Raw genomic sequence first — 26,816 nt, forward strand, 5'->3', positions numbered from 1 at the left:
TGAACGATGAGTAATACGACTGTGGAACAATTGGCGGCCGAAGTCGGCCGCACGGTGGAGGTGCTGCTCAAGCAGCTCAACGAAGCGGGCATCCGCAAAACATCGGGCAGCGACAGCGTGTCGATTGACGAAAAAAGCCTGTATTTGGCGCACCGTCAGGAAAGCCACGACACCCAGAGCCGCACGGTAACGGTGTCGCGCATCAAAACGGAAGTGAAGCGGGTGGGCAATGTGGAGGTGGCAACGCGCAAAAGCCGCAAGGTAACCGTGCCGCCGAATGAAGACGTGTTGGCAGAAGCCAAAGCCAAGCTGGAAGCGGAGCGTGCTGCCAAAGCCGCGCAAGCCGCCGCCGTGTCTGCCGCGCCGTCTGCCGACAACACGGCGGACGGGCGCGCCGAAGCCGAACGCGCCGCCAAAAAAGCGGCAGCCGAAGCGGAGTTGGCAAAAATCAAAGCGGCACGGGCGAAAAAAGCCGCGCCCAAAGCCGCCGCAAGCAGCGCACCCGAAGCAGGGCAGAGCAGCGAAACCGCGCCCCTTGCCGATGCCGCGCCGTCCGAACCCGCCGAAGCCAAAGTGCTTGCCGAAGCCGCCAACGCCGCTTCAGGCAAGGCTGCGGAAGCCAAACCCGCCGACAGCCCCGAAAGCAAAGACGGCGAAGCCAAAGAAGGTGCGTCCAAACGCCGCCGCAGCCGCCGCAAAAAAGACAAAGCCCCCGAACCGCCGCCGCAGCCCGTTGAAGTGGTGAGCGCGGAAGAGCAGCAACGCCGCGATGAAGAAGAACGCCGCGCCGCCGCTTTCCGCGAGCATCAGGAAAAACTCCAGCGCGAAAAACAAGAGCGTTTGGAACGCCAAGCCCGCCGCGAAGCCGCGAAAAAACAGGCGCAGGAAGAAGCCAAAGCCGCCGCCGCCAAAAAAGACGGTCAAGGCCAGCGCAGCGCCAAGCCCGGCGAAAGCAAATCCGTCAAAACCGAAGACAAAAAACCCGCCAAAGCCGCGCCCGCCAAGCCCGCCGACAGCAAACCCGCTTCCGGCGGCGGCGACAATCCCAGTAGCGGCAGCCGCAAAAAAGGCGACCGCCGCCGCGATGACGATGCGCCCAAAGGCAAAAAAGGCGGCAAAGGCAAAGATGCACGCGGCGGACGCGATGACGAGCGCGTGCGCGGCGGCAAAAAAGGCAAGAAACTCAAGCTCGAGCCGAACCAACACGCCTTCCAAGCGCCGACCGAACCTGTGGTTCACGAAGTTTTGGTGCCCGAAACCATTACCGTTGCCGAGTTGGCGCACAAAATGGCGGTGAAAGGCGTGGAAGTCGTCAAAACCCTGATGAAAATGGGCATGATGGTAACCATCAACCAATCGCTCGACCAAGAAACCGCCCTGATTGTGGTGGAAGAAATGGGACACATCGGCAAACCCGCCGCCGCAGACGACCCCGAAGCCTTTTTGGACGACGGTGCGGAACACGTTGCCGCCGAGCGTCTGCCGCGCCCGCCGGTGGTAACCGTGATGGGACACGTCGACCACGGTAAAACCTCGCTGCTGGACTACATCCGCCGCACCAAAGTGGTGGCGGGCGAGGCGGGCGGCATTACCCAACACATCGGCGCGTATCACGTGGAAACGCCCAAAGGCGTGATTACCTTCTTGGACACGCCCGGCCACGAAGCGTTTACCGCCATGCGCGCACGCGGTGCGAAGTCCACCGACATCGTGATTTTGGTGGTCGCCGCCGATGACGGCGTGATGCCGCAAACGGTGGAAGCGATTGCCCATGCCAAAGCGGCGGGCGTGCCGATTGTGGTGGCGGTGAACAAAATTGACAAAGACGCCGCCAATCCCGAGCGTATCCGCCAAGAGCTGACCCAACACGAGGTGATTTCCGAAGAATGGGGCGGTGCGCACCAATTTGTTGATGTGTCGGCAAAAAAAGGTTTGAACATTGACAAACTGCTGGAAGCGGTGTTGCTGGAAGCGGAAGTGTTGGAACTGACCGCGCCGGTGGACGCGCCCGCCAAAGGCATCATCGTGGAATCGCGTTTGGACAAAGGTCGCGGCGCGGTGGCGACTTTGCTGGTGCAAAGCGGCACGCTGAAAGTCGGCGATATGGTGTTGGCGGGTACGGCGTTCGGTAAAGTCCGCGCCATGATGGACGAAAACGGCAAGGCGATTCAGGCAGCCGGCCCGTCCATTCCCGTGGAAATTTTGGGCTTGTCGGACGTGCCGGCGGCGGGCGAGGACGTGCTGGTGTTGGCGGACGAGCGCAAAGCCCGCGAAGTGGCCTTGTTCCGTCAGGGCAAGTACCGCGACGTGCGCCTTGCCAAGCAACAGGCCGCCAAGCTGGAAAACATGTTCAACAATATGAGCGAAGGTCAGGCGCAGAATTTGTCGGTCATCATCAAGGCGGACGTTCAAGGTTCTTACGAGGCTTTGGCAGGCAGCCTGCAAAAGCTGTCCAATGCCGAAGTGAAGGTGAACGTGCTGCACAGCGGCGTGGGCGGCATCAGCGAAAGCGATGTGAACTTGGCGATTGCTTCGGGCGCGTTGATTATCGCGTTCAACGTCCGTGCCGACAATTCCGCCCGCAAACTGGCGGAAAACGAGGGCGTGGACATCCGTTACTACAGCATTATTTACGATGCGATTGACGAAGTGAAAGCGGCGATGAGCGGCATGCTTGCCCCCGAAGAGAAAGAGCAAATCACCGGCACGGTGGAAATCCGCCAAGTGATTACCGTTTCCAAAGTGGGCAACATCGCCGGCTGTATGGTAACGGACGGCGTGGTAAAACGCGACAGCCATATCCGCCTGATTCGCAACAACGTTGTCGTGCATACCGGCACGCTGGAATCGCTCAAACGCTTCAAAGACGATGTGAAAGAAGTGCGCATGGGCTTTGAGTGCGGCTTGATGCTCAAAGGTTTCAACGAAATTGCCGAAGGCGATGTGTTGGAATGCTTTGATGTGGTGGAAGTGGCGCGGACGCTGTAAAACCGCGTTTCAGGCTGCCTGAAAACCCAAACACCGTTTGTTTCGGCAAACGGTGTTTTGTACGTTACGGATAAGATTGGCGGGTGTGTAACACGGCAATGATTTCAATTTTGCGCGGCTTGATGCGGTACACCAACAGATAATTCGGGTGGATAATCAGTTCGCGCGTTCCCGCCACGCGACCAATCCGCCCAATCATCGGCAAAGTCATCAGATTTTCGGCGGATTTGAACGCCAATTCCTGAAGATTGATGGCGGCAACGGGATTGCGTTCAAATACATAGTCCACAATATCCGCCAAATTTTTTTCCGCACGCGGCAACCATTTAATCTGCTTCATCTTGTATTTTCCATGCGGTCATTTTCCGTTCCAAACGCGCCCGCGCCCGTGCCACCACTTCATCATGCGGCAGAGCGGGTCGCGGGTCGTTCAAGGCTGCCTGAACTTTCGCTCGAAACCAAACATCATAAGCATCGGCTTCTTCACGGGTGGCGAATTCGGAAATACGCGGGTCAAGCGCGGCGTGCATCGGTTTCCCCCTTGTCATTGAAAACCATGATTGTACCACCTTTTTTCCGCGCTCCGTCTTGACAAATCGCCGCGTTTTCCCAAAGATGCCCGTTTTCCCGTCTTGAAAGGCACACACCATGAACACCACCGTACGCACCCTTTCCCTCGCCTTGCTGTTGGCAGGTTTAAGTGCTTGTAGTGAAAAACAAAATACCCCCCCCCGCAGCCGAAACTGCCGCCGCCCCGAGTGCCGCGCCCGCCGCAAAAAACAACGTCATCATTGACATCGGTGCCGAGCCGTCTTCTTTAGACCCGCACAAAGCCTCCGATTCGGGCGCGTTTGACGTGATGCGGCAAATGCTGCTGGGCTTGGTGGCGGCAGACGGCGAAGGTAAAACCGTTCCCGCGTTGGCGGAAAAATGGGAAAGCGCCGACAACAAAGTGTGGACGTTCCATCTGCGCGATGCCAAATGGAACAACGGCGACCCCGTTACCGCCGATGATTTCGTGTTCAGCCTGCGCCGCTTGACAGACCCCGCCACCGGTTCGCCCTACGGAGGATATCTTGTTGATGCCAAAGTGGAAAACGCCGCCGCCGTCAATCAGGGCAAAGCCAAACCGGAAACGCTGGGCGTGAAAGCCCTTGACGCGAAAACCCTGCAAATCACCTTGAGCGAAGCCGTGCCGTATTTCCCCGACATGATGCTGCTGCCCGTTACCTACGCCGTCCACGCCAAAACCGTGCAGCAGCACGGCGACAAATGGACGCAGCCCGAACACTACGTTGCCAACGCCGCCTACAAGCTCAAAGAATGGACGGTAAACAGCCAAATCGTTTTGGAGCGCAATCCCGATTTTTACGACAACGCCCAAACCGACATCAACGAAATCGTGTTCCTGCCGATTACCGATGCGTCCGCCTCGCTGAACCGCTACCGTGCGGGCGAACTGGATTTCGCCGCCGTGCCGCCCGCCCAGTTCCAGCAGGTGAAGGACGATGCCGTACTCGGCAAGGAAATGCGCGTGCGCCCGCGTCTTTGCACCTTCTACTACGAGCCGAACATCAAACAGCCCAAATTCGCCGATGCCAAAGTGCGCCGCGCCCTGATGCTGTCGCTTGACCGCGAAACCATTGCCGGAAAAGTATTGGGTCGCGGCGAAACGCCCGCTTACCAGTTCACGCCGCCGTCCATCAACGACATGGGCGATGCCGCAATGGATTGGCGCGGTTGGGACAAAGCCAAACGCATTGAAGAAGCGAAAAAATTGCTCGCCGAAGCAGGCTACGGCGCGGGCAAACCTTTGCGTTTTGAAATTCTCTACAACACCAGCGATGTCAGCAAGCAACTGGTTTCAGCCAGCATGGCGTTGTGGAAAGAGGCTTTGGGCGCGGATTGGGTGGATATTCAGGCGGTCAATCAGGAATGGAAAACCTTTTTGGACACCAAACGCGCGGGCAAATTTGACGTGGGCTTTTCGGGCTGGTGCGCCGATTACAACGAGCCGTCCAGCTTCCTGAACATGATGCGTACCGGCAACGGCAACAACAGCAATGCCTACGCCAACCCCGAATTTGACGCGCTGTTGGACAAAACGCTGTCTGCGCCCGATGCGGCGGCGCGGCAGAAACTGTATCACGATGCCGAGCGCGTGCTGATTGACCAAGACGCGGGCATGGTGCCGGTGTTCCACCGCGTGAGCGTGAGCGTGTTGAAACCGTATGTGCTTGGTTTTTCGGGCAACGACCCGATGGGCAATTACCAAATTAAAGATTGGGAGTTGAGCCGTTGAGCGGGCTGCCCCGCTTGCGGGGCGGTTTGGGCAAACCGCACGGGGCAGGGCATGCCATTGTTAAAATTTTTATGATGAAAAACAATGAAATAAAAAAATCGTCATGCCCGCGAATGCGGGAATCCGCCGCACGATGAACTTGAGCAATATTTTATCAAGGTTTGTTGTGTTTCGATTTGGATTCCCGCCTGTGCGGGAATGACGGTGCGGCATTTTTTCAGACAATTGATGACACGCCGCCATGCAGATATGAAAAAACAGCCCTTTTGGGGCTGTTTTTTTGAGTGTGGTGCCGGCGGCAGGAATCGAACTCGCGACCCCCTGATTACAAGTCAGGTGCTCTACCAACTGAGCTACACCGGCAAGAAAGAGCGTATTGTGGCACAGTCTGCGCCGTTTGGCAAGCAGTCGGGCGGAAATTTTTTTATCATTATGATTAAAAATAAAAAATCCCCGTGTGAAAGCGGGGATTGCGATAAGCGGGCGAAACCGGAACGGATTATTTCAGCTTGGTTTCTTTGTACAAAACGTGTTTGCGGGCAACGGGGTCGAATTTTTTGATTTCCAGTTTGCCGGGCATGGTGCGTTTGTTTTTGGTGGTGGTGTAGAAATGGCCGGTGCCTGCGGTGGATTCCAATTTGATTTTATCGCGCATGATGTTGATTCCTTAAAATAATTTTCTGATTAAACCGCTTCGCCGCGTGCGCGCAGCTCTGCCAGTACGGCGTCGATGCCGTTTTTGTCGATGGTGCGCAGGGCGGCGTTGGACACGCGCAGACGCACCCAACGGTTTTCGCTTTCCACCCAGAAGCGGCGGGATTGCAGGTTGGGCAGGAAGCGGCGTTTGGTTTTGTTGTTGGCGTGGGAAACGTTGTTGCCCGACATCGGGCGTTTGCCCGTGATTTTGCAAACTCGTGCCATAGTTGTTGCTCCAAATTTAAAAAACAGAAACGGCGGTTTATACCACAAAACTGCTTGTGCGGGCAAATTTTGTTGCGGCGGCGGTTCAGGGTGCGGGGGACTGCTCCGTGTGCTGCGCCGTTTGGGGCGGAAGGTGCGCCAAAACTTGGTAAAAACTTATTTCCCCGCAGGTAAGGGTGTGGTTTGGGGCTGAAAAGAAGTCTTGATGAAACCGCATACGGTTTGGGCGGTTTCGGCGGGGTGGCTCAAGAACGGGGCATGGGCGGCGCGGGCAAGGGTGTGCAGACGGGCATCGGGCAGGTGGCGCAGCAGGTAGTCGCCCATGCGCGGCGGGGTAACGGTATCGCGTCCGCCCCACAGCAGCAGGGCGGGGGCGCGAATGTGTGCCAGCAGGGGGCGGGCATCGGCTTGACGTACGGCGTGCAGGGCATCGTCTAGGGCTTGCGGGGTGCCGTGCCGCAGCATGTCGGGCAGGACGGCGTTGAGTACGGCTTCGCTGTCGGGGCTGTGCAGCAGTTGCAATTGCAGAAATTGGCGCATGTGTTTGGGGTAGTCGTGTTGGAACAGGGCGAGCATTTTGTCCAATACGCTTTGCCGTACGCCTTCGGGGTAGTCGGTGTCGGCATCGAAGCGGGCAAAGGTGTTGCACAGTATCAGTCCTTTGACTTTATGCGGGTGCCGTGCTGCCAGATACAGTGAAACCAGTCCGCCCAGCGACCAGCCGAACAGGTAGGCACCTTCATCGGGCAGGCTACGGGCGATTTGGTCGGCTGCGGCGCTTACGCTAAAATGCGGGTGCATCGGCGCGGTACCGCCGTGTCCGGGCAGATGCGGCGCAACGGTGCGCCAATTTGCGGGAAAGTGGTGCAGAAGCGGTTTGAAAATCAAGCCGTTTGCGGCCCAGCCGTGTATCAGGCAAATGTAAGGGGATTGCATGTCGTTGTTTCGTTTGTTTCAATCGCGAATTTGTGCATTATGCCACGACCCTGCCGAATCGGGCAGTTTGTGTGCGGTGTGCGAACGTCATTTGCTGGGGCTGCACGGGCGTACCGATTGTTTGTGTCCGCGCTGTTTTGCCTACAGTGCGGGCGGCAGCGTCTGCCCCGACTGCGAAAGCGAGCCGCCACCGCTTGAAGCCGTATGGGCGGGCATGCGCTACGAAGCGCCTGTTCCTGCCATGTTGCACCGGTGGAAGCATTTGGGCAACGGTGCGATGGCGCGCGCGTTTTGGCAAATCATGCGGCAAACGCCGCCGCCGTGGTTGGCGGAATGCGATGCGGTGCTGGCGATGCCCGTCAGCCGCGTGCGCCGTTTGGAACGCGGTTTCAACCAGTGCGATGAGCTTGCCGCGCTGATTGCCGCCGAATACGGGCTGGAGCGTTTGCCACACGATGCGGTTTTGCGCCAACACCGTCCGCCGCAAAGCACCTTGAACCGCGCCGAACGCGCCCGCAACATCCGCCGCGTGTTCCGTCTGAACGCGCACCTTGCCGGCAAGCGCATTGTGCTGGTGGACGATGTGATGACCACCGGCAGCACGCTGTACGCGTTGGCGCACACCCTCAATCGCGGCGGGGCGCACACGCGGGTGTGGGTGTTGGCGAAAAATCAAAATTAGCCGTAGGGCGTGAAATCAATTGAACTTTTCTGATTTAAATCAGCATAATGAAAAAATCCGTCATGCCTGCGAATGCGGGAATCCACTACACGATGCTTGGCAAACGATGTTTTATCACAGTTTATTGTGCTTCAACTTGGATTCCCGCTTGCGCGGGAATGACGGCACAGAGATTTTTCGGTTAATTGATGACACGACTTAAAGAAAAGGGCAGGGGCGGAAATTTGCCGAATGTGTCAAAACGGGCAAAGAATCCTTGACAAAACGCCAAATCTTTACATTTGCAAAGATTTGGTTTTATTTTTATGTAAAACAGTGTGTTGAAAATAATGCCTTGCCCATTTGCCGAAAAAATCCCCGAAAAAAATTGACTGCTCAAGAAAAATGCGTTTATAGTCGCCGCTTCGCTGTTTCATTGTTGCTTCAAAACAACAAGGTAAACGGCGTTATTTTTGGATTAATCCCATGTTCAGCATTGTGCTTCACCGGCCGGAAATTCCCCCCAACACCGGCAACATTATCCGCTTGTGCGCCAATACCGGCTGCGATTTGCATTTGGTCAAGCCCTTGGGCTTTCCGCTCGACAGCGCGAAAATGCGCCGTGCCGGTTTGGACTACCGCGAGTTTGCCGATGTGGCGGTGCACGAGAGCTTTGCCGATTGTTTGCGCCACTTGGCGGGCAGACGGCTGTTCGCGCTCACCACCAAAGGCACGGCGCGTCCCGACCAAGCCGCTTTTCAGGCGGGTGATGTGTTTGTGTTCGGCTCGGAGTCGTGCGGCTTGCCTGCCGAGATTCTCGACAGCCTGCCGCCGGAGCGCAAAATCCGTTTGCCGATGCGGGCAAACAGCCGCAGCATGAATTTGTCCAACACCGTTGCCGTCGTCGTGTTTGAAGCGTGGCGGCAATCGGGCTATCGCGGCGGTGTTTGAGTCCGCGCAGCCTGTTCCGTTTCACCGACAACTCAAGAATTGGATGACCCCTTGTCTAAAAAACAGGATATTTTCTTTATCGCCATTATTGTGTTGATGCTGATTGGCACGGCCGCCATCAACAAAGCCCAAGCCGCACCCCGCACCGGAGCGCCCGCCGGCATCAAAGCAAAAGCGAAACCCGCGCCCAAAGCCAAAAAAGCCAAGCGCGCGCCCAAAGCCACCCAACGCAGCTATGTAATTAAAGGCGTGCGTTACCACCCGCTTGCCAGCGCCAAAAATTTTGTGCAAACGGGCAAAGCCTCATGGTACGGGCCCGGATTTCACGGCAAAAAAACCAGCAACGGCGAACGCTACAACATGCACGCACTCACCGCCGCCCACAAAACCCTGCCTTTGGGCACTGTGGTGCGCGTACGCAACCTCGACAACGGCAAAAGCGTGATTGTGCGGGTAAACGACCGGGGGCCGTTTCACGGCAAGCGCGTGATTGACCTTTCCAAAGCCGCCGCCGCCCGCTTGGGCTTCGTGCGACAGGGCATGGCAAAAGTCCGCGTGGAAACCCTCGACCGCGCCCCCCTGCTGAAAACGGCAGCCGAAGACACCCCCGCCTCCGCTTTGCAGAAAACATCGGCACTGCCCGTGCCGGAAAGCCCGTTTGTACGCCTCAGGCGGGACGGCTTGCCAGAAACACCGCCGCCCCCCGCACAACAAGGTGCGGCGCATACGGCAAGCGAACCGCCCGCAAGCGCACCGCCGCCCGCCGCCGCACAAGCACACAACATCATTTGATAATGCCTTCCCCGCCCGTCTGCCGTTTCCCTGCGGCAGACGGTTTTTTTTGCAGACACCGTGCCAACGTTATAGCCTAATCCATTATGCTATATCAAAACAAAAATTAAATTAAATCAAAAAGTTATTGACAAGATGACGGCGCATTGGCACAATGGGTGCTTTCTCAAACACACTTGATTCGGAGCGCATCATGAGCCAATGTCAAACCCATGTCGACCACCAACACACTCACGGCGAAGGCTGCGGACACACCGCCATCCGCCACAACGGCCACATCGATTACCTGCACGACGGACATCTGCACCACCCGCACGCAGGGCATTACGATGAACACCGTTTGGACGTGAACGATACCAATCCGGACGGCTGCCGTCCCGTACACGATTGCGCGGGACACGTACACGGCGAAGGCTGCGGACACGAAGCCGTACCGCACGGCGACCACATCGATTACATCGTAAACGGACGCCTGCACCATCAGCACGGCGACCATTGCGATGACCACGGTCCTGTTGAAATTGTCGCGACCAAATAATATTAAAAAGCCCGAAGCAGTTTGATGCTTCGGGCTGTGTTTTATTTGAATTTTTACAATGAGAATCATCGTGATATAGAAATTCCGTCATTCCCGCGAATGCGGGAATCCAACAATAAACTCAAGCAAATCTTGATAAAGCATCGCTTGCCAAGCATTGCATGGTGGATTCCCGCATTCGCGGGAATGACGGCATATTTTTATATTACACTGATTTTAAGTGGAAAAATACAAACGATGACACGCCCTAATGTATCGTAAAAGTGTTGGTCTGTTATAATCCAACATCTTTGTAGTTATGGGTTGGCGTTGTGCTGCCCAAAACCTTTTTCAGGCAGCACGCATTGCCACCCGTTCCGCCAAAATGCTTTCAATCTGTGCTTTAACGGTTTCTTTGCTTTGGCTGCTGTCAATCACCACGCAACGTTGCGGCTCGGCGGCGGCGCGTTGGCGGTAAACCTCGCGCACGCGGGCGAAAAAATCCGCTTCTTCCCGCTCAAAACGGTCTTTGTCGCGCCCCGCATCCAGCCTCGCCAGCGCGGTGTTCAAAGGCACGTCCAACACCAGCGTCAAATCGGGCTGCAAGCCCTGCTGAACCCATTGTTCCAACATGGCAATTTTTTCTGTCGCCACGCCACGCCCGCCGCCCTGATAGGCGTAAGTGGCATCGGTAAAACGGTCGCACACCACGTTCACGCCCGCCGCCAATGCGGGGCGCACCACGTCTTCCAAATGCTGTTGCCGCGCGGCGAACATCAGCAGCGTTTCGGTGTGCAGCGAGATTTGTCCTTTTAATTCAGGGTTGAGCAGCAGTTGGCGCAGGTTTTCGCCAAGCGGCGTGCCGCCCGGCTCGCGGCTAAACAATACGGGCAGATTGCGTTCGGCAAACCATTGGCGGATAACATCAAGCTGTGTGGTTTTGCCCGCGCCGTCCATGCCGTCCAAAGTGATGAAAAGTGCCATGTTTTTCGCTCCCAAAATCGGGGATTTTAACGTTTTCAGGCTGCCTGAAAACGTTTTCTTTGCTAGGATAGCGGTTTTTTTGCAAGGAACTGACGATGGCACAGCTTTTCGCCGTCCACCCCGACAATCCGCAGGAACGTTTAATCAAGCAGGCGGCGCAAATGATCCGTCAAGGCGGGGTGGCGGTTTACCCCACCGATTCGTGTTACGCGCTGGGCTGCCATTTGGGGGACAAAGCCGCGATGGAACGGATTTTGCAAATCCGCCGCATTGATTTGAAACACCATCTCACGCTGATGTGCGCCAATCTCGCCGAACTGGGCACTTACGCCAAAGTGGACAACAGCCAATTCCGCCTGCTCAAAGCCGCCACGCCGGGCAGCTACACCTTTATCCTGCCCGCCACCAAAGAAGTCCCCAACCGCACCCTGCACCCGAAACGCAAAACCATCGGCTTGCGCGTTCCCGACAATGCGGTGGCGTTGGCACTGCTGCGCGAATTGGGCGAACCGATGCTCTCCTGCACGCTGATGCTGCCCGAAGACGATGAACCGCTTACCGACCCCTACGAAATCCGCGACCGCCTGCAACACGCGGTGGACGTGGTAATAGACGGCGGCTGGTGCGGCAGCGAACCCACCACCGTGATTGACATGACGGACGGTGTGGCATTAATACGCGCAGGCAAAGGCGATACGGGCGTATTCGGACTGTGATTTGTGCGCTACAATAAGCCCCGCCGATTTTGGCGGTTTGTATCAAGAAAGGACGAATAAACATGCTCAAACAAGCATTGTTGGCATTGGCACTGTGCGCATCGGTGGGCGCGTGGGCGTGCGAAGCGCACGGCGGCAAAGACGGCGGCGCCTACGCCCGCCCCACCGTTGCCGGACAAAAACAAGGCGGCGCGTTTCTCACCCTGCGTAATCCCGATGCCCAACCGAAAACACTGGTGTCGGCGCACACCGACATCGCCGCCCGCACCGAGCTGCACACCCACGTTCACGAAAACGGCGTAATGAAAATGCGCGAAGTCAAAGGCGGCATCACCATTCCCGCCAAAGGCAGCGTGGAGTTGAAACCGGGCGGATTGCACATCATGTTTTTTGATTTGAAACAGCCGCTTGAAGCGGGCAAAACCTTTCCGCTCACGCTCAAATACGACAACGGCAGCAGCGAAACCGTTACCGTAAACGTGAAAACAATGCGCGGCACCCGCAAACACGGGCATCACCGGCACGGACACAAACACGAGCATAACCACTAGGGCGTGTCATCATTTAAATTTTCCTACTGAAAATCAGTGGAATATTATAAAAACTGACGTCATTCCCGCGAATGCGGAAAGCCAAATTGCTCTTAAACAAGTGCTGGTAAAACAACAAATTGCGAAGTCAAGCAATGGATTCCCGCCTGCGCGGGCATGACGGCGCAGTATTTTTGCAGTTAATTGATGACGCAAAGTATTTTTGCAGTTAATTGATGACGCAAACGAAACACCGCACCGCGCTCTGCCAACGGGGTTGCCAAAAATGATTGGCGACCCCGCTTTTTGTAAACCCGCTTGACACAAGCGTTAAATTTTTTAAAGATACGGACTGTTTTCAGCACACATTTCACGAAGGACACCACCATGCAACACTTCCCGCAAACCGCCAAACCCCTGTTGTTCGCCCTTGCGCTCGCATTCGGACTGGGCGCGTGCGGCGGCGGCGAGCAAAACGCCAAAGCCCCCGCCCCCGCTTCCGGCAACGCCGCCGATGCCAAACCCGCCGACAAACAGGAAATCACCATCAACAACAGCGCCGAACCCGAATCGCTTGACCCGCACAAAGTGTCCGGCGTACCCGAATCCAACCTGCTGCGGCAAATCTTGGTCGGCTTGACCAGCACCGACAACGACGGCAACACCGTTGCCGGCATCGCCGAAAAATGGGAAAGCAGCGACAACAAAGTTTGGACATTCCATCTGCGCGATGCCAAATGGAGCAACGGCGACCCCGTTACCGCCGAAGATTTCGTTTACTCCATGCGCCGCCTGACCGACCCCGCCACCGCCTCGCCCTATGCCAGCTATCTGGCGGACGTGGGCGTGGTGAACGCGCAGGAAGTCATGGACGGCAAAGCCAAACCCGACACGCTCGGCGTGAAAGCCATTGATGCCAAAACCTTGGAAATCACCCTGAAAGAACCCGCGCCTTTCTTCCCCGACACCCTGATTCACTCGTCCGTGAAACCCGTCCACAAAGCCACCGTGGAAAAACACGGCGAAAAATGGACGCAGCCTGAAAACTTTGTCGGCAACGGCGCGTATCTGCCCAAAGAATGGACGGTAAACGACAAAATCGTCTTGGAACGCAATCCGCAGTATTTTGATGATGCGAATACCAAAATCAACCGCGTAACCTTCTTGGTTATCGGGCAGGCGACCACCGACATGGACCGTTTCCGTGCGGGCGAAGTGGACGTTACCTACAACGATATTCCCAACCAGCAATTCAAACAAATCAAGCAGGAAATGGGCGAGCAAATGAAAATCGCGCCGTCCCTTTGCACCTATTATTACGAATTTAACCACACCAAAGCACCGTTTGACGATGCGCGTGTACGCAAAGCCCTGTCGCTGGCGTTTGACCGCGAATTGTTTGCCGAAAAAGTGGTCGGTCGCGGCGAAACGCCCGCTTACCAGTACACGCCCACCGCCACGCAGGGCATGAAAAACTACGAACCCGAATGGAAATCGTGGGACAAAGCCAAGCGCATTGAAGAAGCGAAAAAACTGTTGGCGGAAGCGGGTTACAGCGAAAGCAAGCCTTTGAAATTCGAGCTGTTGTACAACACCAGCGAAAACCACAAAACCAATGCGGTTGCCGCCGCGCAAATGTGGAAAGAGGCTTTGGGCTTTGTGGACGTAACCCTGAACAATCAGGAATGGAAAACCTATTTGGACACCCGCCGCAACCAAAAACACCAAATGTCGCGCGGCGGCTGGTGCGCCGACTACAACGAAGCGTCCACGTTCCTGAATACGTTTAAATCCAACAGTTCCAGCAATTACGGCAAATACCAAAGCGCGGAATTTGACGGTTTGCTGGCGAAAACGCTGGGCGGCGACGTTTCCCCCGAACAGCGCGGCGAGCTGTACCGTCAGGCGGAAGCGGTGTTGGACAAAGATGCGGCGACGATTTTTGCTTACCACTATATTTCGCCGCGTTTGGTGAAACCGTATGTGGTCGGCTATTCGGGCAAAGACCCGATGGACAATTACCAAGTGAAAAACTGGTCGATTGCCGCGCACTAATCCGTTTCAGGCAGCTTGAGATGGTGTAAACACCATCTCGCGCCGTCATTCCCGCGCAGGCGGGAATCCATGTGTCGGCTTGGCAAGTCTTGGCTTAAACAATGATTGCTGGCAGTCCGATTTGGATTCCCGCCTGCGCGGGAATGACGGTTGTTTGGGTTTTCAGGCTGCCTGAAACGTAAAACCATGATATCTCAAAGGGATTTTTATGCTGAAACTGATTTTGCGGCGGCTGTTGGAAGCCGTGCCGACTTTGCTGGTGCTGATTACCGTATCGTTTTTCATGATGCGGCTGGCGCCGGGCAGCCCGTTTACCGGCGAGCGCAACCTGCCGCCGGCGGTGTTGGCGAACATTGAAGCCAAATACCATCTGAACGACCCGATGTGGTTGCAATATCTGAATTATCTCAAGCAATTAGCAATGGGCGATTTCGGGCCTTCGTTCAAATACAAAGACCACAGCGTAAACGAACTGTTGGCGCAAGCCCTGCCCGTGTCGGTGGAAATCGGGCTGTATGCCTTTGTGATTGCGCTGGTGTTGGGGGTAACGCTGGGCGTGATTGCCGCCTTGAAGCAAAACTCCGCCACCGATTACACGCTGATGACGCTGGCGATGACGGGCGTGGTCGTGCCCAGTTTTGTGAAAGCGCCTTTGATGGTGCTGCTGTTTGCGGTTACGCTGAAATGGTTTCCCGCCGGCGGCTGGAACAACGGCGCATTGATGAATTTGGTTTTGCCGGTGAGTGCTTTATCCATGGCGTATGTGGCGAGCATTTCGCGGATTATGCGCGGCTCGATGATTGAAGTGATGAACAGTCCTTTTGTGCGCACCGCCCGCGCCAAAGGTTTGTCCACGCGCTATATCGTGTTGAAACACGCGCTGCGTCCCGCTCTGCTGCCGGTGATTTCGTATTTGGGGCCGGCGTTTGTCGGCATCATTACCGGTTCCATCGTGATTGAAACCATTTTCGGCCTGCCCGGTATCGGACAATTATTTGTCAATGGTGCGTTGAACCGCGATTACGGCATGGTGTTGAGCCTGACCATTTTGGTGGGCGTGCTGACGATTGTGTTTAATGCGGTGGTGGATATTTTGTATGCCGTGATTGACCCGAAAATCCGTTATTAAGCTGTCTTTATTTGGCTGACAATCCCGCTTCGGCGGGATTTTTGTTATACTCGCTCGCTTGTCTGACCGTGTTGCGGAGAAATGCCGTGCGCCCGATTGCGTTGAAAAAATGGTTTGTTTTGGTTTGGCTGTGCGCGGTGTCTGCTGCCCATGCCCTTGACGTGCAGCGTTGGCGCACCGCAGACGGGGCGCAGGTGCTGCTGGTGGAGCGGCGCGAATTGCCGATGGTGGATGTGGCGGTGCTGTTTCAGGGCGCGGGTTCGGCTGCCGACCCCGAAGGCAAAGACAACACCGCGTCTGCCGCCGCATCGATGCTGCTGCTGGGCAACCGCGAGTGGGACGAGGAGCAGATTTCAGAGAAAATCAATGATTTGGGTGCGAATATGTCGGGGGGCGCAACCACCGAATACGCACTGTTCGGCTTCCGCAGCCTGAGCAAACCCGAAGTTTTGACCGCCGCCGGCGAAGTGTTCAAACGCTCGCTTGCCGCGCCGCGCTACGATGCGAAAGTGCTGCAACGCGTGAAAGACCGCGCCGCCCTGTCTTTGCAGCAAAGCGAAAGCTATCCGGGCTTTCTTGCCGACCGCGCTTTGACACGCCTGAACTATCCCGACCACCCCTACGGCAAAGCCGCACGGCAAACGGTGGCGAAAATCCAAGCGGTACAAACCGATGACCTGCACCGTTTCCACCGCAGCCATTACGCCCGCAACAACGCGGTGGTGGCGGTGGTGGGCGACATCGGGCGTGAAGACGCGGCGCGGTTGGCAGACGGCATTTTGGCGGTGCTGCCCGCCCGCGCCGCCCAAGACGGCAGCATCGCCCCCGTGCGCGTAAAAGGCGGACAATTCAAGCACATTCCCTTTCCGCACAACCAACAAGCCCTGATTCACATCGGCTTGCCCGTGCTGAAAGCAGACGACCCCGATTATTTCGCCATGCTGGTGGGCAACTACATTCTCGGCGGCGGCGGCTTCGACAGCCGCCTGATGAAAGTGCTGCGCGACCGGCACGGCTACACCTACGGCGCGGGCAGCACCTTGTCGGCAAAACGGCAGGCAGGGCCGTTTGAAATCGCCTTTGCCACCGAGCGCAAAAACGGACGTGCCGCATTGGCGGCGGCGCAGCAAGTATTGCGCGACTTTGTTGCCAACGGCCCCGATGTGGACGAACTGACCCAAGCCAAAGCCTACATCACCGGCAGCTTTCCCCTGCGTTTCGACACCAACGGCAAACTGATTGCCAACCTGATTGCCGCCGCCTACTACAACCGTCCCGATGACTGGTTCGACACCTACAACCAAAAAATCAACGCCCTCACCGCCGCCGACATCAAACGCGCTTGGCAAAAACACATCCGCCCCGAACAAATGAACGTGGTGGTGGTGGGCGGTGAAAAAGCGGGCGAATTTTAAATTTCAACGCACAGGGCTGCACATCAAGCACAGCCCCATGCCTTGCCCCGATTCGGACGGGCTTGCGCCCCACCCGAAGCAACAACGATTTTACCGCCGTAAACGGCGGGGCTTCAAACCGAAAAGAAATTTTGATGACAAATACCATGAAAAACAGCATGATTTGTGCGGGCTTTGCCCTGCTGCTCGCCGCTTGCGGCAAAAACACCGACACCATCGGCAAAGCCGACACCGTATTCAACCTGCTGGGCAAAAACGATCGCATCGAAATCGAAGCCTTTGACGACCCCGATGTCAAAGGCGTGGCGTGCTACCTTTCCTATGCCAAAAAAGGCGGCTTGAAAGAAACCGTAAACTTGGAAGAAGACGTCAGCGACTTTTCCGTGTCCTGCACCCAAACCACCCCCCACATCGAATACAACGAAAAAACCGTTGCCAAACCCGCCAAAGTATTCAAGCGCAGCGCCAGCTTTGCCTTCAAAACCATGCAGATTATCCGCTACTACGATGACAAGCGCAAAGTATTCAGCTACTTGGTGTACAGCGACCGCATCATTCAAGGCTCGCCGAAAAACTCCGTCAGCGCCGTTTCCTGCCACGAAGGCGTACCCGCCGACGCACGCGCCGCCGAAGGGCGCACCGGCGTCAAAATCATCGGCAGTTGCGTGATTGAAGGAGCGGCACCATGACGGCACTCACCGACGCGGTCAAATGGAATGCGGACGGCTTGGTGTGTGCCGTTGCCCAAGACCACATCAGCAAACAGGTTTTGATGGTGGCGTGGATGAATGCCGAAGCCCTGCGCCGCACCGTGGAAACGGGTTTTGCCCACTACTACAGCCGTTCCCGTCAAACGCAGTGGAAAAAAGGCGAACAATCCGGACACCTGCAAAAAGTCCGCGCCCTGCATTTGGACTGCGACGGCGATGCGCTGGTGCTGCTGATTGAACAAAGCGGCGGCATCGCCTGCCACACCGGACGCGCCACCTGCTTTTACCGCGAATGGGACGGCACGGCATGGCAAACCCGTTTGCCCGTGTTGAAAACCGAACAGGAAATCTACCGATGAACGACATTCTGCCCGCCTTGGCGGACATGCTGGAACAGCGCCGCAGCGCCGATGCCGCCACTTCCTACACCGCCAAGCTGCTGCAAGGCGACACCGAAAAAATCCTGAAAAAAATCATCGAAGAAGCGGGCGAAGTGCTGATGGCGGCGAAAGACGGCGACCGCGAACATTTGGTGTACGAAACCGCCGATTTGTGGTTTCACAGCATGATATTGCTGGCACAACAAGGCATTCGCGTGGAAAACGTGCTGGCGGAGCTGGCGCGGCGGCAGGGCGTATCGGGTTTGGCGGAAAAAGCGGCGCGGCAACCAAGCTGATGCTGCTGAAAATCCTGTTTTTTTCCGCATTGGCGGCGGGCGTGTGCGCCATTGTCCGCCAAGCGCGTTGGCGCGGCGGTTTGCAGCGACTGCACCAAAACGTGCGTACCCTTGCCCGAACCTTGCTGCTGCTGGCGTTGTGCCTGCTGGTTTACCGCCTGTTTTTTGGAGAATCGCCATGAGCCGAGCCGCTTTGCCCGTCAGTGCCACCGTTTTGACCAAAAACGCCGAACGCCATTTGGCGCGTTGCTTGGACGCGCTGCGCGGCATCGACCAAGTCGTCGTGTTGGACAACGGCTCGCACGATGCCACCCTCGCCATTGCCCGACAATATGCCAACGTCGTGATTGTCGAGCATGAATTTGTCGGCTTTGGCGCACTGAAAAACTTGGCGGCACAACACGCCCGCCACGATTGGATTCTCAACATCGACAGCGACGAAGTCATTTCTGATGCGCTGGCACAATCGTTGGCACGGGCGGATTTTGCCGACCCTGCCGCCGTGTACGGCGTGTGCCGTTTGAATCATTATCGCGGTCGCGCCATTCGCGGCTGCGGCTGGTATCCCGACATCGTGCCGCGCCTGTACCACCGCCGCCACACCGCATTCAGCGATGCCGCCGTCCACGAACGCATCATCATGCGCCCCGACAGCCGCAGCGTGGTGCTGGCGGGCGATTTGCTGCATTATTCCTACGAAGGCGGCGCGGCGGAGCTGATTGCCAAAATGCAGTTTTACACCGATTTGTACGCCCGCGAACACGCCGGCAAAAAATCCGCCACCACCGCCCAAGCCGCAGCACACGGGCTGTTTGCCTTTATCAAGAGCTATGTTTTCAAAAAAGGTTTTCTGTATGGCGGCGACGGCTGGGTGATTGCCACTTCCATTGCCGCCAATTCCTATTACAAATACATCAAGCTCAAAGAAGCCAACAAACCATAATCGCGGAAAAAGCTGGCACTTTGCACGGGGTTTCGATACAATAACGGTATGGATTTTTCCCTGTTCAGCTTAATGAAAGGCTTTTGATATGTTTCCCGAATACCGTCATTTGATTACCGAATTGAAAAACAAAGACGCGCATTTCACCCGCTTGTTCAACGAGCATAACGAATTGGACGACCAAATCACCCGTTTGGAAAAAGACCCCGTTACCGGCTCTTCTGCCGAATCGGAAATTCATGAATTGAAAGTAAAAAAACTGGCGTTAAAAGACGAATTGTATGTGATTTTGAAACGCGCTGCCGATGAGGCAGAACAATAAGCCGTTGTTTAAACGCAAATGCGAACACCCGCCCATGTCGAACGGCGGGTGTTTCGCTTGATTAACGGCATATGAAAGCATGTGAAAGGAATTATGTTAGGAAAATGGTTGAAAAAACGGGTGCGCGGCGGGGACGTGCCGCGCCGTCATGCGGTGGTGTTGGACGTGTCGGCAACGGCGGCGGACGGGATTATCCGCAAGCTGGTCAAAGCAGGCTATGAGGCGTATTTGGTCGGCGGGGCGGTGCGCGATTTGCTGCTGGGCGTGCGCCCGAAGGATTTTGACGTGGCCACCAATGCCACGCCCGAGCAGGTGCGCGCCGTGTTCCGCCGCAGCCGCATTGTCGGACGGCGCTTCCCGATTGTGCATGTGCCTGTGGGCGGCGAAACGGTGGAAGTCAGCACTTTCCGCAGTGGCGACGTGCGCCACAATGCTTCGGGGCGGATTGTGCGCGACAATGCCTACGGCACTTTGGCGCAAGATGCTTCGCGCCGCGATTTTACCTGCAATGCGCTGTATTATGATGTGATTGGCGGGGAGGTGATTGATTTTCACGGGGGCATGCGCGACATCGCCGCCAAGCGTTTGGTGATGATTGGCGATGCGGCAGAGCGTTATTGCGAAGACCCCGTGCGGATTTTGCGGGCGGTGCGTTTGTCGGGCAAGCTGGGCTTTGCGGTGGACAAGCACACTGCCGCGCCGATTGCGCGTCATGTTCACCGCTTGGCGGGCGAGCCGGTGTCGCGCCTGTTTGACGAGCTGATGAAGATTCTGTTTTGCGGACAGGCGGAAGCGTGTTTGCGGCAATTGCGCCTGTTGGGGGCGGACGGGGGCGTGCATCCGTTTTTGTCGGCATTGCAGCAGGGCTTGGATGCCGGTGCGGGCGTGGTGGTGGCGGCACTGCGTTCGACCGATGCGCGGGTGCGCGAACACCGCCCCGTGTCGGCGGGATTTGTGTTGGCGGCGCTGTTGTGGCCGCAGGTGCGCGTGTTGTGGCAGCAGGGCATGGACGGCGGACAGTCGGCGGCGGCGGCGATGAACGATGCGGTGATGCAGATACGCGGCACGTTTGAGCGCGATTGGGGCTTGCCGCAACGCTATTCGGCGGTGATGCGCGAGATTTGGCTGATGCAGCCGCAGCTTGCCAACCGGCGCGGCGCACGTGCGTTCAGGCTGTTGGCACAGGCGCGGTTTCGCGCCGCCTATGATTTTCTGCTGATTCGTGCCGAATGCGGCGAAGCGGCGGGCGATTTGGCACAATGGTGGACGGCGTTCCAGTCGGCGGACGATGCGGGCAAACGCCGTTTGACGGATGCGCTTGCCGCCGCACCGTCTGCCGGTGCCCAGCCCAAGAAAAAACGCCGCCGCAGACGCAAAAAAACCGCCGCCGCGCCGGTTGCGGAAGCGTAAAAACACCGTCATGCCGGCGCGGGCATGACGGCGGTTCGGTTGGCACGCCCAATCAGCCGCGTTCTTGGGCAACCTTGTTCATATCGGGGTGGCTCACCAGCAGCGAATCCACTTCGCCGATTGCCTCATGGTCTTTGTCGGGATAATCCAGCTTGCTCAAGAAATAACGGATGCAGTTCAAACGGGCGCGTTTTTTGTCATCGGATTTGATGATGACCCAAGGCGCGTCTTGCGTGTGGGTGTGGAAAAACATGGCGTTTTTCGCTTCGGTGTAGTCGTTCCAACGGTTGAGCGACTGCACGTCCACGGGCGAGAGTTTCCAATGTTTGAGCGGGTCGTGGGCGCGTGAAGAAAAGCGGCGGAACTGCTCTTCCCGCGACACCGAAAACCAGAATTTGAACAGATGAATGCCGCTTGCCACCAGCATGCGTTCAAATTCGGGGGTTTGGCGCATGAACAGCAGGTATTCGTGCGGCTCGCAAAAGCCCATCACGCGTTCCACACCGGCGCGGTTGTACCACGAACGGTCGAAAAACACGATTTCGCCGGCTGTGGGCAGGTTTTGGATATAGCGTTGGAAATACCATTGTCCTTTTTCGGTTTCGGTGGGTTTTTCCAATGCCACCACGCGCGCGCCGCGCGGGTTCAGGTGTTCCATATAGCGTTTGATGGTACCGCCTTTGCCTGCCGCATCGCGCCCTTCAAATAAACCGACGATTTTCTGACCTTCCCCTTTCACCCAGCTTTGCACTTTGAGCAATTCGATTTGCAGCCGTTTTTTTTCTTTTTCGTAGGTGCGGCGGTTCATGCGCTTGGTATAGGGATAATCGGCGGGCAGGGGCGCGTTGGGGCTGTCTTCCTGTGCGGCTTGGTGTTCCTGCACCGCCTGTTTGAACGCGGTCATGATTTCGTCCTGACTGTTACCGAAATCGATTTTTTCAAAAGGGTGGAGTTGCTTTTCGGTCATGGTCGCATACCTTTCTGCGGCAAAACGTTGGAAAATATTTTCACCCCGATATTTTAACATGTTTCAACGCACAGGGCTGCACATAAAGCACGGCCCCATGCCTTGCCCCGATTCGGACGGGCTTGCGCCCCGCCCGAATAAACGAGGTTTTTACCGCCGCAAACGGCGGGGTTTCAAACCGAAAAGGCATTTTGATAAATGAACCCTGTTCGGCGGGATTTTCGCGGGGTCGGGTATAATCGCCCTTTTTTGCGGAAGGGGCGGCGATGCGTCCGTTTATGCTGTTTGACGATGCCTTGAGCGGGCAGGCGTTGTTGTTGCACGATTTTGAATACGAAGACGTTTTGCCCGACACGGCAGATGTTGATGCCTGTTTGCGGCGCGGTTGGGCGCGGGGGCTGCACGCGGGCGTGGTGGCGGAATACGGATTCGGTGCGGGACTGATGCGCACGCGCACGGCAGAAACGGGCGTGTTGCGCCTGTTGTGGTTTGCCCGCAAAAGTGCGCCCGCCGATGTGCGGGCGTGGCTGGCGGCGCAGGGCGCGGCAGAGGGTGTGGCGGGCATTTCGCGCCCGCAGCCCGACACGGACGGCTCAAGCTATGCCCGCACGGTGGCGGACATTCACGCCGCCATTGCGCGGGGCGACACCTACCAAATCAATTACACCCACCGTTTGCACTTGTCTGCCTACGGCCCGCCCGTGCGCCTGTACGCCCGTTTGCGCCAAGCCGTGCCGTATGGTGCGCTGCTGCGTTTGCCCGAACGCGCCGGCGGCGATGATTGGGTATTGTGCTTTTCGCCCGAGCTGTTTTTGCGGGTAGGCGCGGACGGCACGGTTTGCACCGAGCCGATGAAGGGCACGGCACCGCGTTTGGGCGACGACGGGGACGCAGCCCGCGCCGCCGCTTTGCGTGCCGACCCGAAAAACCGTGCCGAAAACACCATGATTGTCGATTTGCTGCGCAACGACTTGGGCAAAATCGCCCAAACGGGCAGCGTGTGCGTGCCCGAGCCGTTTAAGGTATCGCCTTTCGGCGCGGTGTGGCAGATGACCAGCACCGTGTGCGCCCGTATGCGCGAAGGCACATCGTTTGCCGCGCTGCTGGAAGCGGCGTTTCCCTGCGGCAGCATCACCGGTGCGCCCAAACGCAAAAGCATGGACATCATCGCCGAACGGGAAACGTCGCCGCGCGGGCTGTACACGGGCAGCATCGGTTTTTTGACGCACGACCCGCAGGCCGCTTTGGGCTTTACCGCCTGTTTGAACGTGGTCATCCGCACCCTGTGTCTGCGCCGCAGCGCGGATTCGCCCGCACCGTGGCGGGGCGTGTACGGCGTGGGGAGCGGGATTGTCGCCGATGCCTGCGCCGCAGACGAATACCAAGAATGCGCGTGGAAAGCGCGTTTGCTCACCGGTTTGCGCCCCGAATGCGGCATTTTTGAAACCATGCGCGTGGAAAACGGCACGGTGGCGGCGTGGGCGGCGCATCGGGCGCGCTTGGCGGAAAGTGCCGGTGCCCTGAACATTCCGCTTGACCTTCAGGCGGCGGAACACGCCGTGCAACAGGCATCGGCGGTCTTGCCCGCAGGCGTGTGGCGTTTGCGCTTGGACGTGTCCCCCGAAGGCGCGGCGGCGTGCCGTACCGCCCCGCTTGTTTCGCCCGCCGCCGCACGGGCATACGTCAGCGACACCGTTTTGCCCGACCGCGACCCCGTGCGCCGCCACAAAACCACACGGCGCGAAGTGTTTGATGCCGTTTGGCGCGAAGCGGAAGCGCAGGGCGCATTCGATGCCCTGCTGTTTAATCGGAGCGGTTGGCTGCTCGAGGGCGGGCGCAGCAGCGTGATGATTGAATATCGGGGCGAAAAACTGATTCCTGCCGCCGATCTGGACGTATTGCACGGCATCGCCCGCCGCAGCCTGCCCGACCATGTCCGTCAAGCCCGCATCAGCCGCAGCATGCTGGCACAGGCAGATGCCGTGTATCTGGGCAATGCCCTGCACGGCTGGTTTCCCGTCAAATTGATGTGGAAACGCGACAAGCCATAGCTTTTTTTTGCGTTGGCTTAAAAAAAGGCGACTTTTTCGCACACGCCGCGCCGATTCCGACTACAATTAAACCACCTGCCGAACACAGGCAGGGGGATTTTCCGGACAGGGCAGGGCGAGCGGCTCTGCACGAACGGCACGTTTTTGTTTTTCCTTAAGGAGTTTGCAGTATGAAAAAAATTGTTTTGGGTTTGTTGGCATGGGCGGGCATCGCCGGCAGCGCGCTGGCAGACGACAACCACCGTTTTGAAGCCTACGGCAAAGCGGGCTTGCCCAACATCGCCGGCGGCGTTGCCTACGGCATCAACGACAAAGTAACCGTGCGCGGCGACATCGGTTTGTTCGGCATTTCGCGTGATTTTGACGAAGGCGATGTGAAATACACCGCCAAAGTCCGCAACCACAAAGCCAATGTGTATGCCGACTACTTCCCGATGAGCAACGGCTTCCGCCTGACCGGCGGCGCGGCATTGGGACGCACCACCATCGAAGCCAACGGCACGGCACAAGTGACCCAAGAGCAAACCTTCAAATTGGGCGGCGAAAAATACACCGTGCAAATTGACGGCAACGACAAAGTCAAAGCTTCGGTTAAATACCCCGCGTTTTCACCCTATCTGGGCATCGGCTGGGGTCATAACGTCAAAACCGGCAAAGGCGCGTGGGGCTTCAACGCCGATTTGGGCGTGTTCATCGGCTCGCCCAAAACCACCGTCAGCTTGAGCAACGAATTGAACGACAAGCTGGTTGCCGCAGCAGCCAAAGGCGGTGCGACACCTGCAGAAATTGCCAAAGGTCAAGCCGAAATCAACAGCCGTCTGGACGAAGAGAAAAAGAAAATCCAAGACAATGTCGGCAAAGTCAAAGCCCTGCCGATGGTTTCCGTTGGCGTGAGCTACCGTTTCTAAGCGTGCATTTGCGTGAACCGCGCCCCGACAATCAATGATGATTGTCGGGGCGTTTGGTTTTCACATCATCAGGCAGATGGTGGCACGTCTGCGGACGGCGCATTGTCCGCAGCACCTTCAATCGCTGGCAAAGACTCATTCAAAATCCGCACTTCGCGCTGCGGGAAGGGAAACTCAATGCCTTCCTCATTAAAACGCCGCCACACCGTCAGCATAATATCGGAAAACAGCCCCATAAAACCGTTTTCGGGGTCGTCCACCCAAAAGCCCACCCGCAAATCGATGCCGTTGTCGCCAAAGCCGGTCAAAAACGCATTGGGCGCGGGGTTTTTGGCAACACGCGCCTGCGCCGCCGCCGACTCAATCAAAATCGCCAGTGCCTTCGGCACATCGGTTTCGTATGCCACTTGCACGTCCAAGCTCTGCCACAACGCTTTGCCCGTGTATGACTCGTTAATCACCGTTGAGGTAACAAAGGTTTCGTTCGGAATCAGGGCTTCTTGCCCGTCAATGCTGCGCAACACCACAAAACGCGAGGTGATTTTGCTGACATAGCCCGTAAAGCCGTTGACATTCAAACGGTCGCCGGGGCGCACCGAACGGTCGGCAAGAATGATGAAGCCCGACACATAATTGCTGGCGATTTTCTGCAAGCCGAAACCCAAGCCCACACCCAAAGCACCGCCAAACACCGACAGCACGGTCAGGTCGATGCCCACCAAGGGCAGCGCAATCAGCACCGACAGCACCATAAACAGGGTTTTGACCACTTTCGACAGCACAATGCGCAGATTCATGTCGAGCCTGCGGGTGTTCATCAACTGCTCGTCAATCCAGCGTGCCAGCCACATCATCAGCATCATGACGATGCCGACCCACAGCAAGCCCGTCAATACCGTGTACAGGCTCAATTTGTTGCTGCCCACCGCAAAGCTGAGCGATTTCATCCAATCGGTAATGATTTTGTCGATGCCCGACACCCACAGCAAAAAGCAGCCCCACAGCAGCCCCGACAAACGGCGTTCCCATTGCACGGTAAAGCGTCCTGCGGGCAATGCCAAGTGCAAAACCGCCAACACCAAACGAATGCCCAACATCCAGTTTGCCGCCATCGCCAGCAATTGCGGCCAAACCACAGGATAAGCCGCCATTTTTGCTGCCAACTGTATCAAGGAAGCGGCGGCGAACATCAGCAGGGGCCAGAAAATCCGTTCGGCGATGTGGCGCACGGGGTGCCAACGCCAAGATTGAATGCGTTTGCGAACCAAATCGTGTTCGGCAATGTACAGACACAGCCAGCCCACCGCCAGCGTCAGCAGCAGCTCGACCCAACCGGCGGGCGTTTTCAGGCTTTGTGCCAGCATGGGTGCGGTAAAGCCGTGCCCTGCGGTTAAGTCTTGTGAAAAATCGTTGAAAAATTGGGAAAAATCGTTCATTTGATGCCTTGTTGTCGTGTGAATGTGTGTGCGTGCCGTTGTTCGCAACGGCAAGATTGGACGGTGCTATGGTTGATGCGGTTTATTTTTCAGACAAGGCGGGACAACGCCGTATGAAAATTAAAGAACATGAACCCACACCTTGTTGGGCTTGCCGGCAACGCCAATGTGCGTACCGACAGCATGGGTTGATTATACAGAAAACAACAGCCCGAATAAAATTCGGGCTGGGAAAGATGGTGGCCAGAGGCAGGATCGAACTGCCGACACACGGATTTTCAGTCCGTTGCTCTACCGACTGAGCTATCTGGCCTTGCAAAGACGGCTATTAAACCACAAACCGCATTGTCAGGCAAGTTTTTTGCGGAAATTTTTTGGCAAATGTGGTATGTTTGCTGCCGAAGCGTGTCGTGATTGGGCTTTTTCCGGAAAAATAAACGGCATATCAAAATGCCGTTATGCCTGCACGGCGGCCTGGCAAGCAATTGATGACGGG

At 56.9% G+C, this 26,816-nt stretch carries 27 protein-coding genes, 2 tRNA genes and 1 pseudogene; 20 read left to right on the top strand and 10 right to left on the bottom strand.

The annotated features are described in order from the left end of the window. The first annotated feature begins 6 nt into the window (after positions 1-6). On the top strand, positions 7-2,988 hold the full coding sequence (infB, locus tag G392_RS0104240) for a translation initiation factor IF-2 (protein ID WP_027009227.1): 2,982 nt from the start codon (positions 7-9) through the stop codon (positions 2,986-2,988). Between the two features lie 64 nt (positions 2,989-3,052). On the opposite strand, the gene G392_RS0104245 is transcribed toward infB, so the two are convergent. Then, positions 3,053-3,328: a type II toxin-antitoxin system RelE/ParE family toxin gene (locus tag G392_RS0104245; protein ID WP_027009228.1), complete on the bottom strand. Its 276-nt coding sequence runs from the start codon at positions 3,326-3,328 to the stop codon at positions 3,053-3,055. Then, a complete protein-coding gene (gene relB, locus G392_RS0104250; protein ID WP_027009229.1) occupies positions 3,315-3,518 on the bottom strand; it encodes a type II toxin-antitoxin system RelB family antitoxin in 204 nt (67 codons plus the stop codon). The genes G392_RS0104245 and relB overlap by 14 nt, the downstream gene beginning before the upstream one ends. A gap of 338 nt (positions 3,519-3,856) precedes the next feature. Here relB and G392_RS12075 point away from each other — a divergent pair. Further along, positions 3,857-4,987: pseudogene (locus G392_RS12075) on the top strand (ABC transporter substrate-binding protein); the annotation flags it as partial. Between the two features lie 590 nt (positions 4,988-5,577). Here G392_RS12075 and G392_RS0104260 read toward each other — a convergent pair. The 4 genes from G392_RS0104260 to bioH form a co-directional block, all read right to left on the bottom strand. Beyond that, positions 5,578-5,653, bottom strand: a tRNA-Thr gene (locus tag G392_RS0104260). Between the two features lie 136 nt (positions 5,654-5,789). Continuing rightward, complete coding sequence (rpmG, locus tag G392_RS0104265) at positions 5,790-5,945, bottom strand: 50S ribosomal protein L33 (protein WP_027009230.1); 156 nt, start codon at positions 5,943-5,945, stop codon at positions 5,790-5,792. Between the two features lie 29 nt (positions 5,946-5,974). Beyond that, positions 5,975-6,211, bottom strand: a complete 237-nt coding sequence (gene rpmB, locus G392_RS0104270; protein WP_027009231.1) for a 50S ribosomal protein L28 — start codon at positions 6,209-6,211, stop codon at positions 5,975-5,977. Positions 6,212-6,367: 156 nt separating this feature from the next. Beyond that, entirely contained in the window at positions 6,368-7,147 is a 780-nt protein-coding gene (gene bioH / locus G392_RS0104275) for a pimeloyl-ACP methyl ester esterase BioH (protein WP_027009232.1), read from the bottom strand. Here bioH and G392_RS0104280 point away from each other — a divergent pair. The 4 genes from G392_RS0104280 to G392_RS0104300 all read left to right on the top strand — a co-directional run bounded on the left by G392_RS0104280 (position 7,146) and on the right by G392_RS0104300 (position 10,089). Continuing rightward, positions 7,146-7,829, top strand: a complete 684-nt coding sequence (locus tag G392_RS0104280; protein WP_027009233.1) for a ComF family protein — start codon at positions 7,146-7,148, stop codon at positions 7,827-7,829. The two genes, bioH and G392_RS0104280, sit on opposite strands and share 2 nt — an antisense overlap. Positions 7,830-8,294: 465 nt before the next feature. Beyond that, positions 8,295-8,759, top strand: a complete 465-nt coding sequence (gene trmL, locus G392_RS0104290; RefSeq protein WP_027009234.1) for a tRNA (uridine(34)/cytosine(34)/5-carboxymethylaminomethyluridine(34)-2'-O)-methyltransferase TrmL — start codon at positions 8,295-8,297, stop codon at positions 8,757-8,759. A gap of 51 nt (positions 8,760-8,810) precedes the next feature. Then, positions 8,811-9,551, top strand: coding sequence for a septal ring lytic transglycosylase RlpA family protein (locus tag G392_RS12080; protein WP_245571922.1), 741 nt, complete (start codon positions 8,811-8,813; stop codon positions 9,549-9,551). 193 nt (positions 9,552-9,744) lie between these two features. After that, positions 9,745-10,089, top strand: coding sequence for a hypothetical protein (locus G392_RS0104300; RefSeq protein ID WP_027009235.1), 345 nt, complete (start codon positions 9,745-9,747; stop codon positions 10,087-10,089). A 330-nt stretch (positions 10,090-10,419) separates the two neighbouring features. On the opposite strand, the gene tmk is transcribed toward G392_RS0104300, so the two are convergent. Continuing rightward, positions 10,420-11,052 carry a dTMP kinase gene (gene tmk, locus G392_RS0104305; protein ID WP_034334407.1) on the bottom strand — a complete coding sequence of 211 codons (633 nt, stop codon included), beginning with the start codon at positions 11,050-11,052 and terminating at the stop codon, positions 10,420-10,422. A gap of 95 nt (positions 11,053-11,147) precedes the next feature. On the opposite strand from tmk, the gene G392_RS0104315 reads away from it, so the two are divergent. The 12 genes from G392_RS0104315 (at position 11,148) to pcnB (ending at position 20,958) form a co-directional block, all read left to right on the top strand. Further along, positions 11,148-11,768, top strand: coding sequence for an L-threonylcarbamoyladenylate synthase (locus tag G392_RS0104315; protein ID WP_027009238.1), 621 nt, complete (start codon positions 11,148-11,150; stop codon positions 11,766-11,768). 62 nt (positions 11,769-11,830) lie between these two features. Beyond that, positions 11,831-12,319: a copper chaperone PCu(A)C gene (locus G392_RS0104320; RefSeq protein WP_034334409.1), complete on the top strand. Its 489-nt coding sequence runs from the start codon at positions 11,831-11,833 to the stop codon at positions 12,317-12,319. Positions 12,320-12,685: 366 nt separating this feature from the next. Beyond that, on the top strand, positions 12,686-14,353 hold the full coding sequence (locus tag G392_RS0104325) for an ABC transporter substrate-binding protein (protein WP_027009240.1): 1,668 nt from the start codon (positions 12,686-12,688) through the stop codon (positions 14,351-14,353). Positions 14,354-14,561: 208 nt separating this feature from the next. Then, complete coding sequence (oppB, locus tag G392_RS0104330) at positions 14,562-15,482, top strand: oligopeptide ABC transporter permease OppB (protein ID WP_027009241.1); 921 nt, start codon at positions 14,562-14,564, stop codon at positions 15,480-15,482. A gap of 11 nt (positions 15,483-15,493) precedes the next feature. After that, positions 15,494-16,897, top strand: coding sequence for a M16 family metallopeptidase (locus G392_RS0104335; protein WP_245571923.1), 1,404 nt, complete (start codon positions 15,494-15,496; stop codon positions 16,895-16,897). Between the two features lie 134 nt (positions 16,898-17,031). Next, positions 17,032-17,586, top strand: a complete 555-nt coding sequence (locus G392_RS0104340) for a CreA family protein (RefSeq protein ID WP_027009243.1) — start codon at positions 17,032-17,034, stop codon at positions 17,584-17,586. Continuing rightward, a complete protein-coding gene (gene hisI, locus G392_RS0104345; RefSeq protein WP_027009244.1) occupies positions 17,583-17,966 on the top strand; it encodes a phosphoribosyl-AMP cyclohydrolase in 384 nt (127 codons plus the stop codon). The genes G392_RS0104340 and hisI overlap by 4 nt, the downstream gene beginning before the upstream one ends. Further along, on the top strand, positions 17,963-18,283 hold the full coding sequence (locus G392_RS0104350) for a phosphoribosyl-ATP diphosphatase (protein WP_027009245.1): 321 nt from the start codon (positions 17,963-17,965) through the stop codon (positions 18,281-18,283). The genes hisI and G392_RS0104350 overlap by 4 nt, the downstream gene beginning before the upstream one ends. Next, a complete protein-coding gene (locus tag G392_RS0104355) occupies positions 18,283-18,465 on the top strand; it encodes a hypothetical protein (protein WP_027009246.1) in 183 nt (60 codons plus the stop codon). The genes G392_RS0104350 and G392_RS0104355 overlap by 1 nt, the downstream gene beginning before the upstream one ends. Beyond that, positions 18,462-19,226: a glycosyltransferase family 2 protein gene (locus G392_RS12085; RefSeq protein ID WP_034334412.1), complete on the top strand. Its 765-nt coding sequence runs from the start codon at positions 18,462-18,464 to the stop codon at positions 19,224-19,226. Before G392_RS0104355 ends, G392_RS12085 begins: the two co-directional genes overlap by 4 nt. A gap of 88 nt (positions 19,227-19,314) precedes the next feature. Next, the gene (locus G392_RS0104365) at positions 19,315-19,548 is read left to right on the top strand and encodes an HP1242/YdcH family protein (RefSeq protein WP_027009247.1); all 234 of its coding nucleotides are present in this window, start codon (positions 19,315-19,317) and stop codon (positions 19,546-19,548) included. 93 nt (positions 19,549-19,641) lie between these two features. Then, positions 19,642-20,958 (top strand): polynucleotide adenylyltransferase PcnB, encoded by a 1,317-nt coding sequence (pcnB, locus tag G392_RS0104370; protein WP_027009248.1) that lies wholly within the window; start codon positions 19,642-19,644, stop codon positions 20,956-20,958. A 52-nt stretch (positions 20,959-21,010) separates the two neighbouring features. On the opposite strand, the gene ppk2 is transcribed toward pcnB, so the two are convergent. Then, positions 21,011-21,925: a polyphosphate kinase 2 gene (ppk2, locus tag G392_RS0104375; RefSeq protein ID WP_027009249.1), complete on the bottom strand. Its 915-nt coding sequence runs from the start codon at positions 21,923-21,925 to the stop codon at positions 21,011-21,013. Positions 21,926-22,191: 266 nt separating this feature from the next. Here ppk2 and G392_RS0104380 point away from each other — a divergent pair, with 266 nt between their 5' ends. Continuing rightward, positions 22,192-23,976, top strand: coding sequence for a bifunctional chorismate-binding protein/class IV aminotransferase (locus tag G392_RS0104380; protein ID WP_027009250.1), 1,785 nt, complete (start codon positions 22,192-22,194; stop codon positions 23,974-23,976). Positions 23,977-24,146: 170 nt separating this feature from the next. Then, a complete protein-coding gene (locus G392_RS0104385) occupies positions 24,147-24,884 on the top strand; it encodes a hypothetical protein (RefSeq protein WP_051255572.1) in 738 nt (245 codons plus the stop codon). Between the two features lie 68 nt (positions 24,885-24,952). On the opposite strand, the gene G392_RS12090 is transcribed toward G392_RS0104385, so the two are convergent. Together G392_RS12090 and G392_RS0104395 are read right to left on the bottom strand one after the other, a co-directional pair. Continuing rightward, positions 24,953-26,320, bottom strand: coding sequence for a mechanosensitive ion channel family protein (locus G392_RS12090; protein ID WP_051255573.1), 1,368 nt, complete (start codon positions 26,318-26,320; stop codon positions 24,953-24,955). 237 nt (positions 26,321-26,557) lie between these two features. Further along, positions 26,558-26,633: transfer RNA gene (locus tag G392_RS0104395), tRNA-Phe, on the bottom strand. Positions 26,634-26,816: the final 183 nt, after the last annotated feature.

Source organism: Conchiformibius kuhniae DSM 17694, from assembly GCF_000428785.1.
Lineage (GTDB): Bacteria > Pseudomonadota > Gammaproteobacteria > Burkholderiales > Neisseriaceae > Conchiformibius > Conchiformibius kuhniae.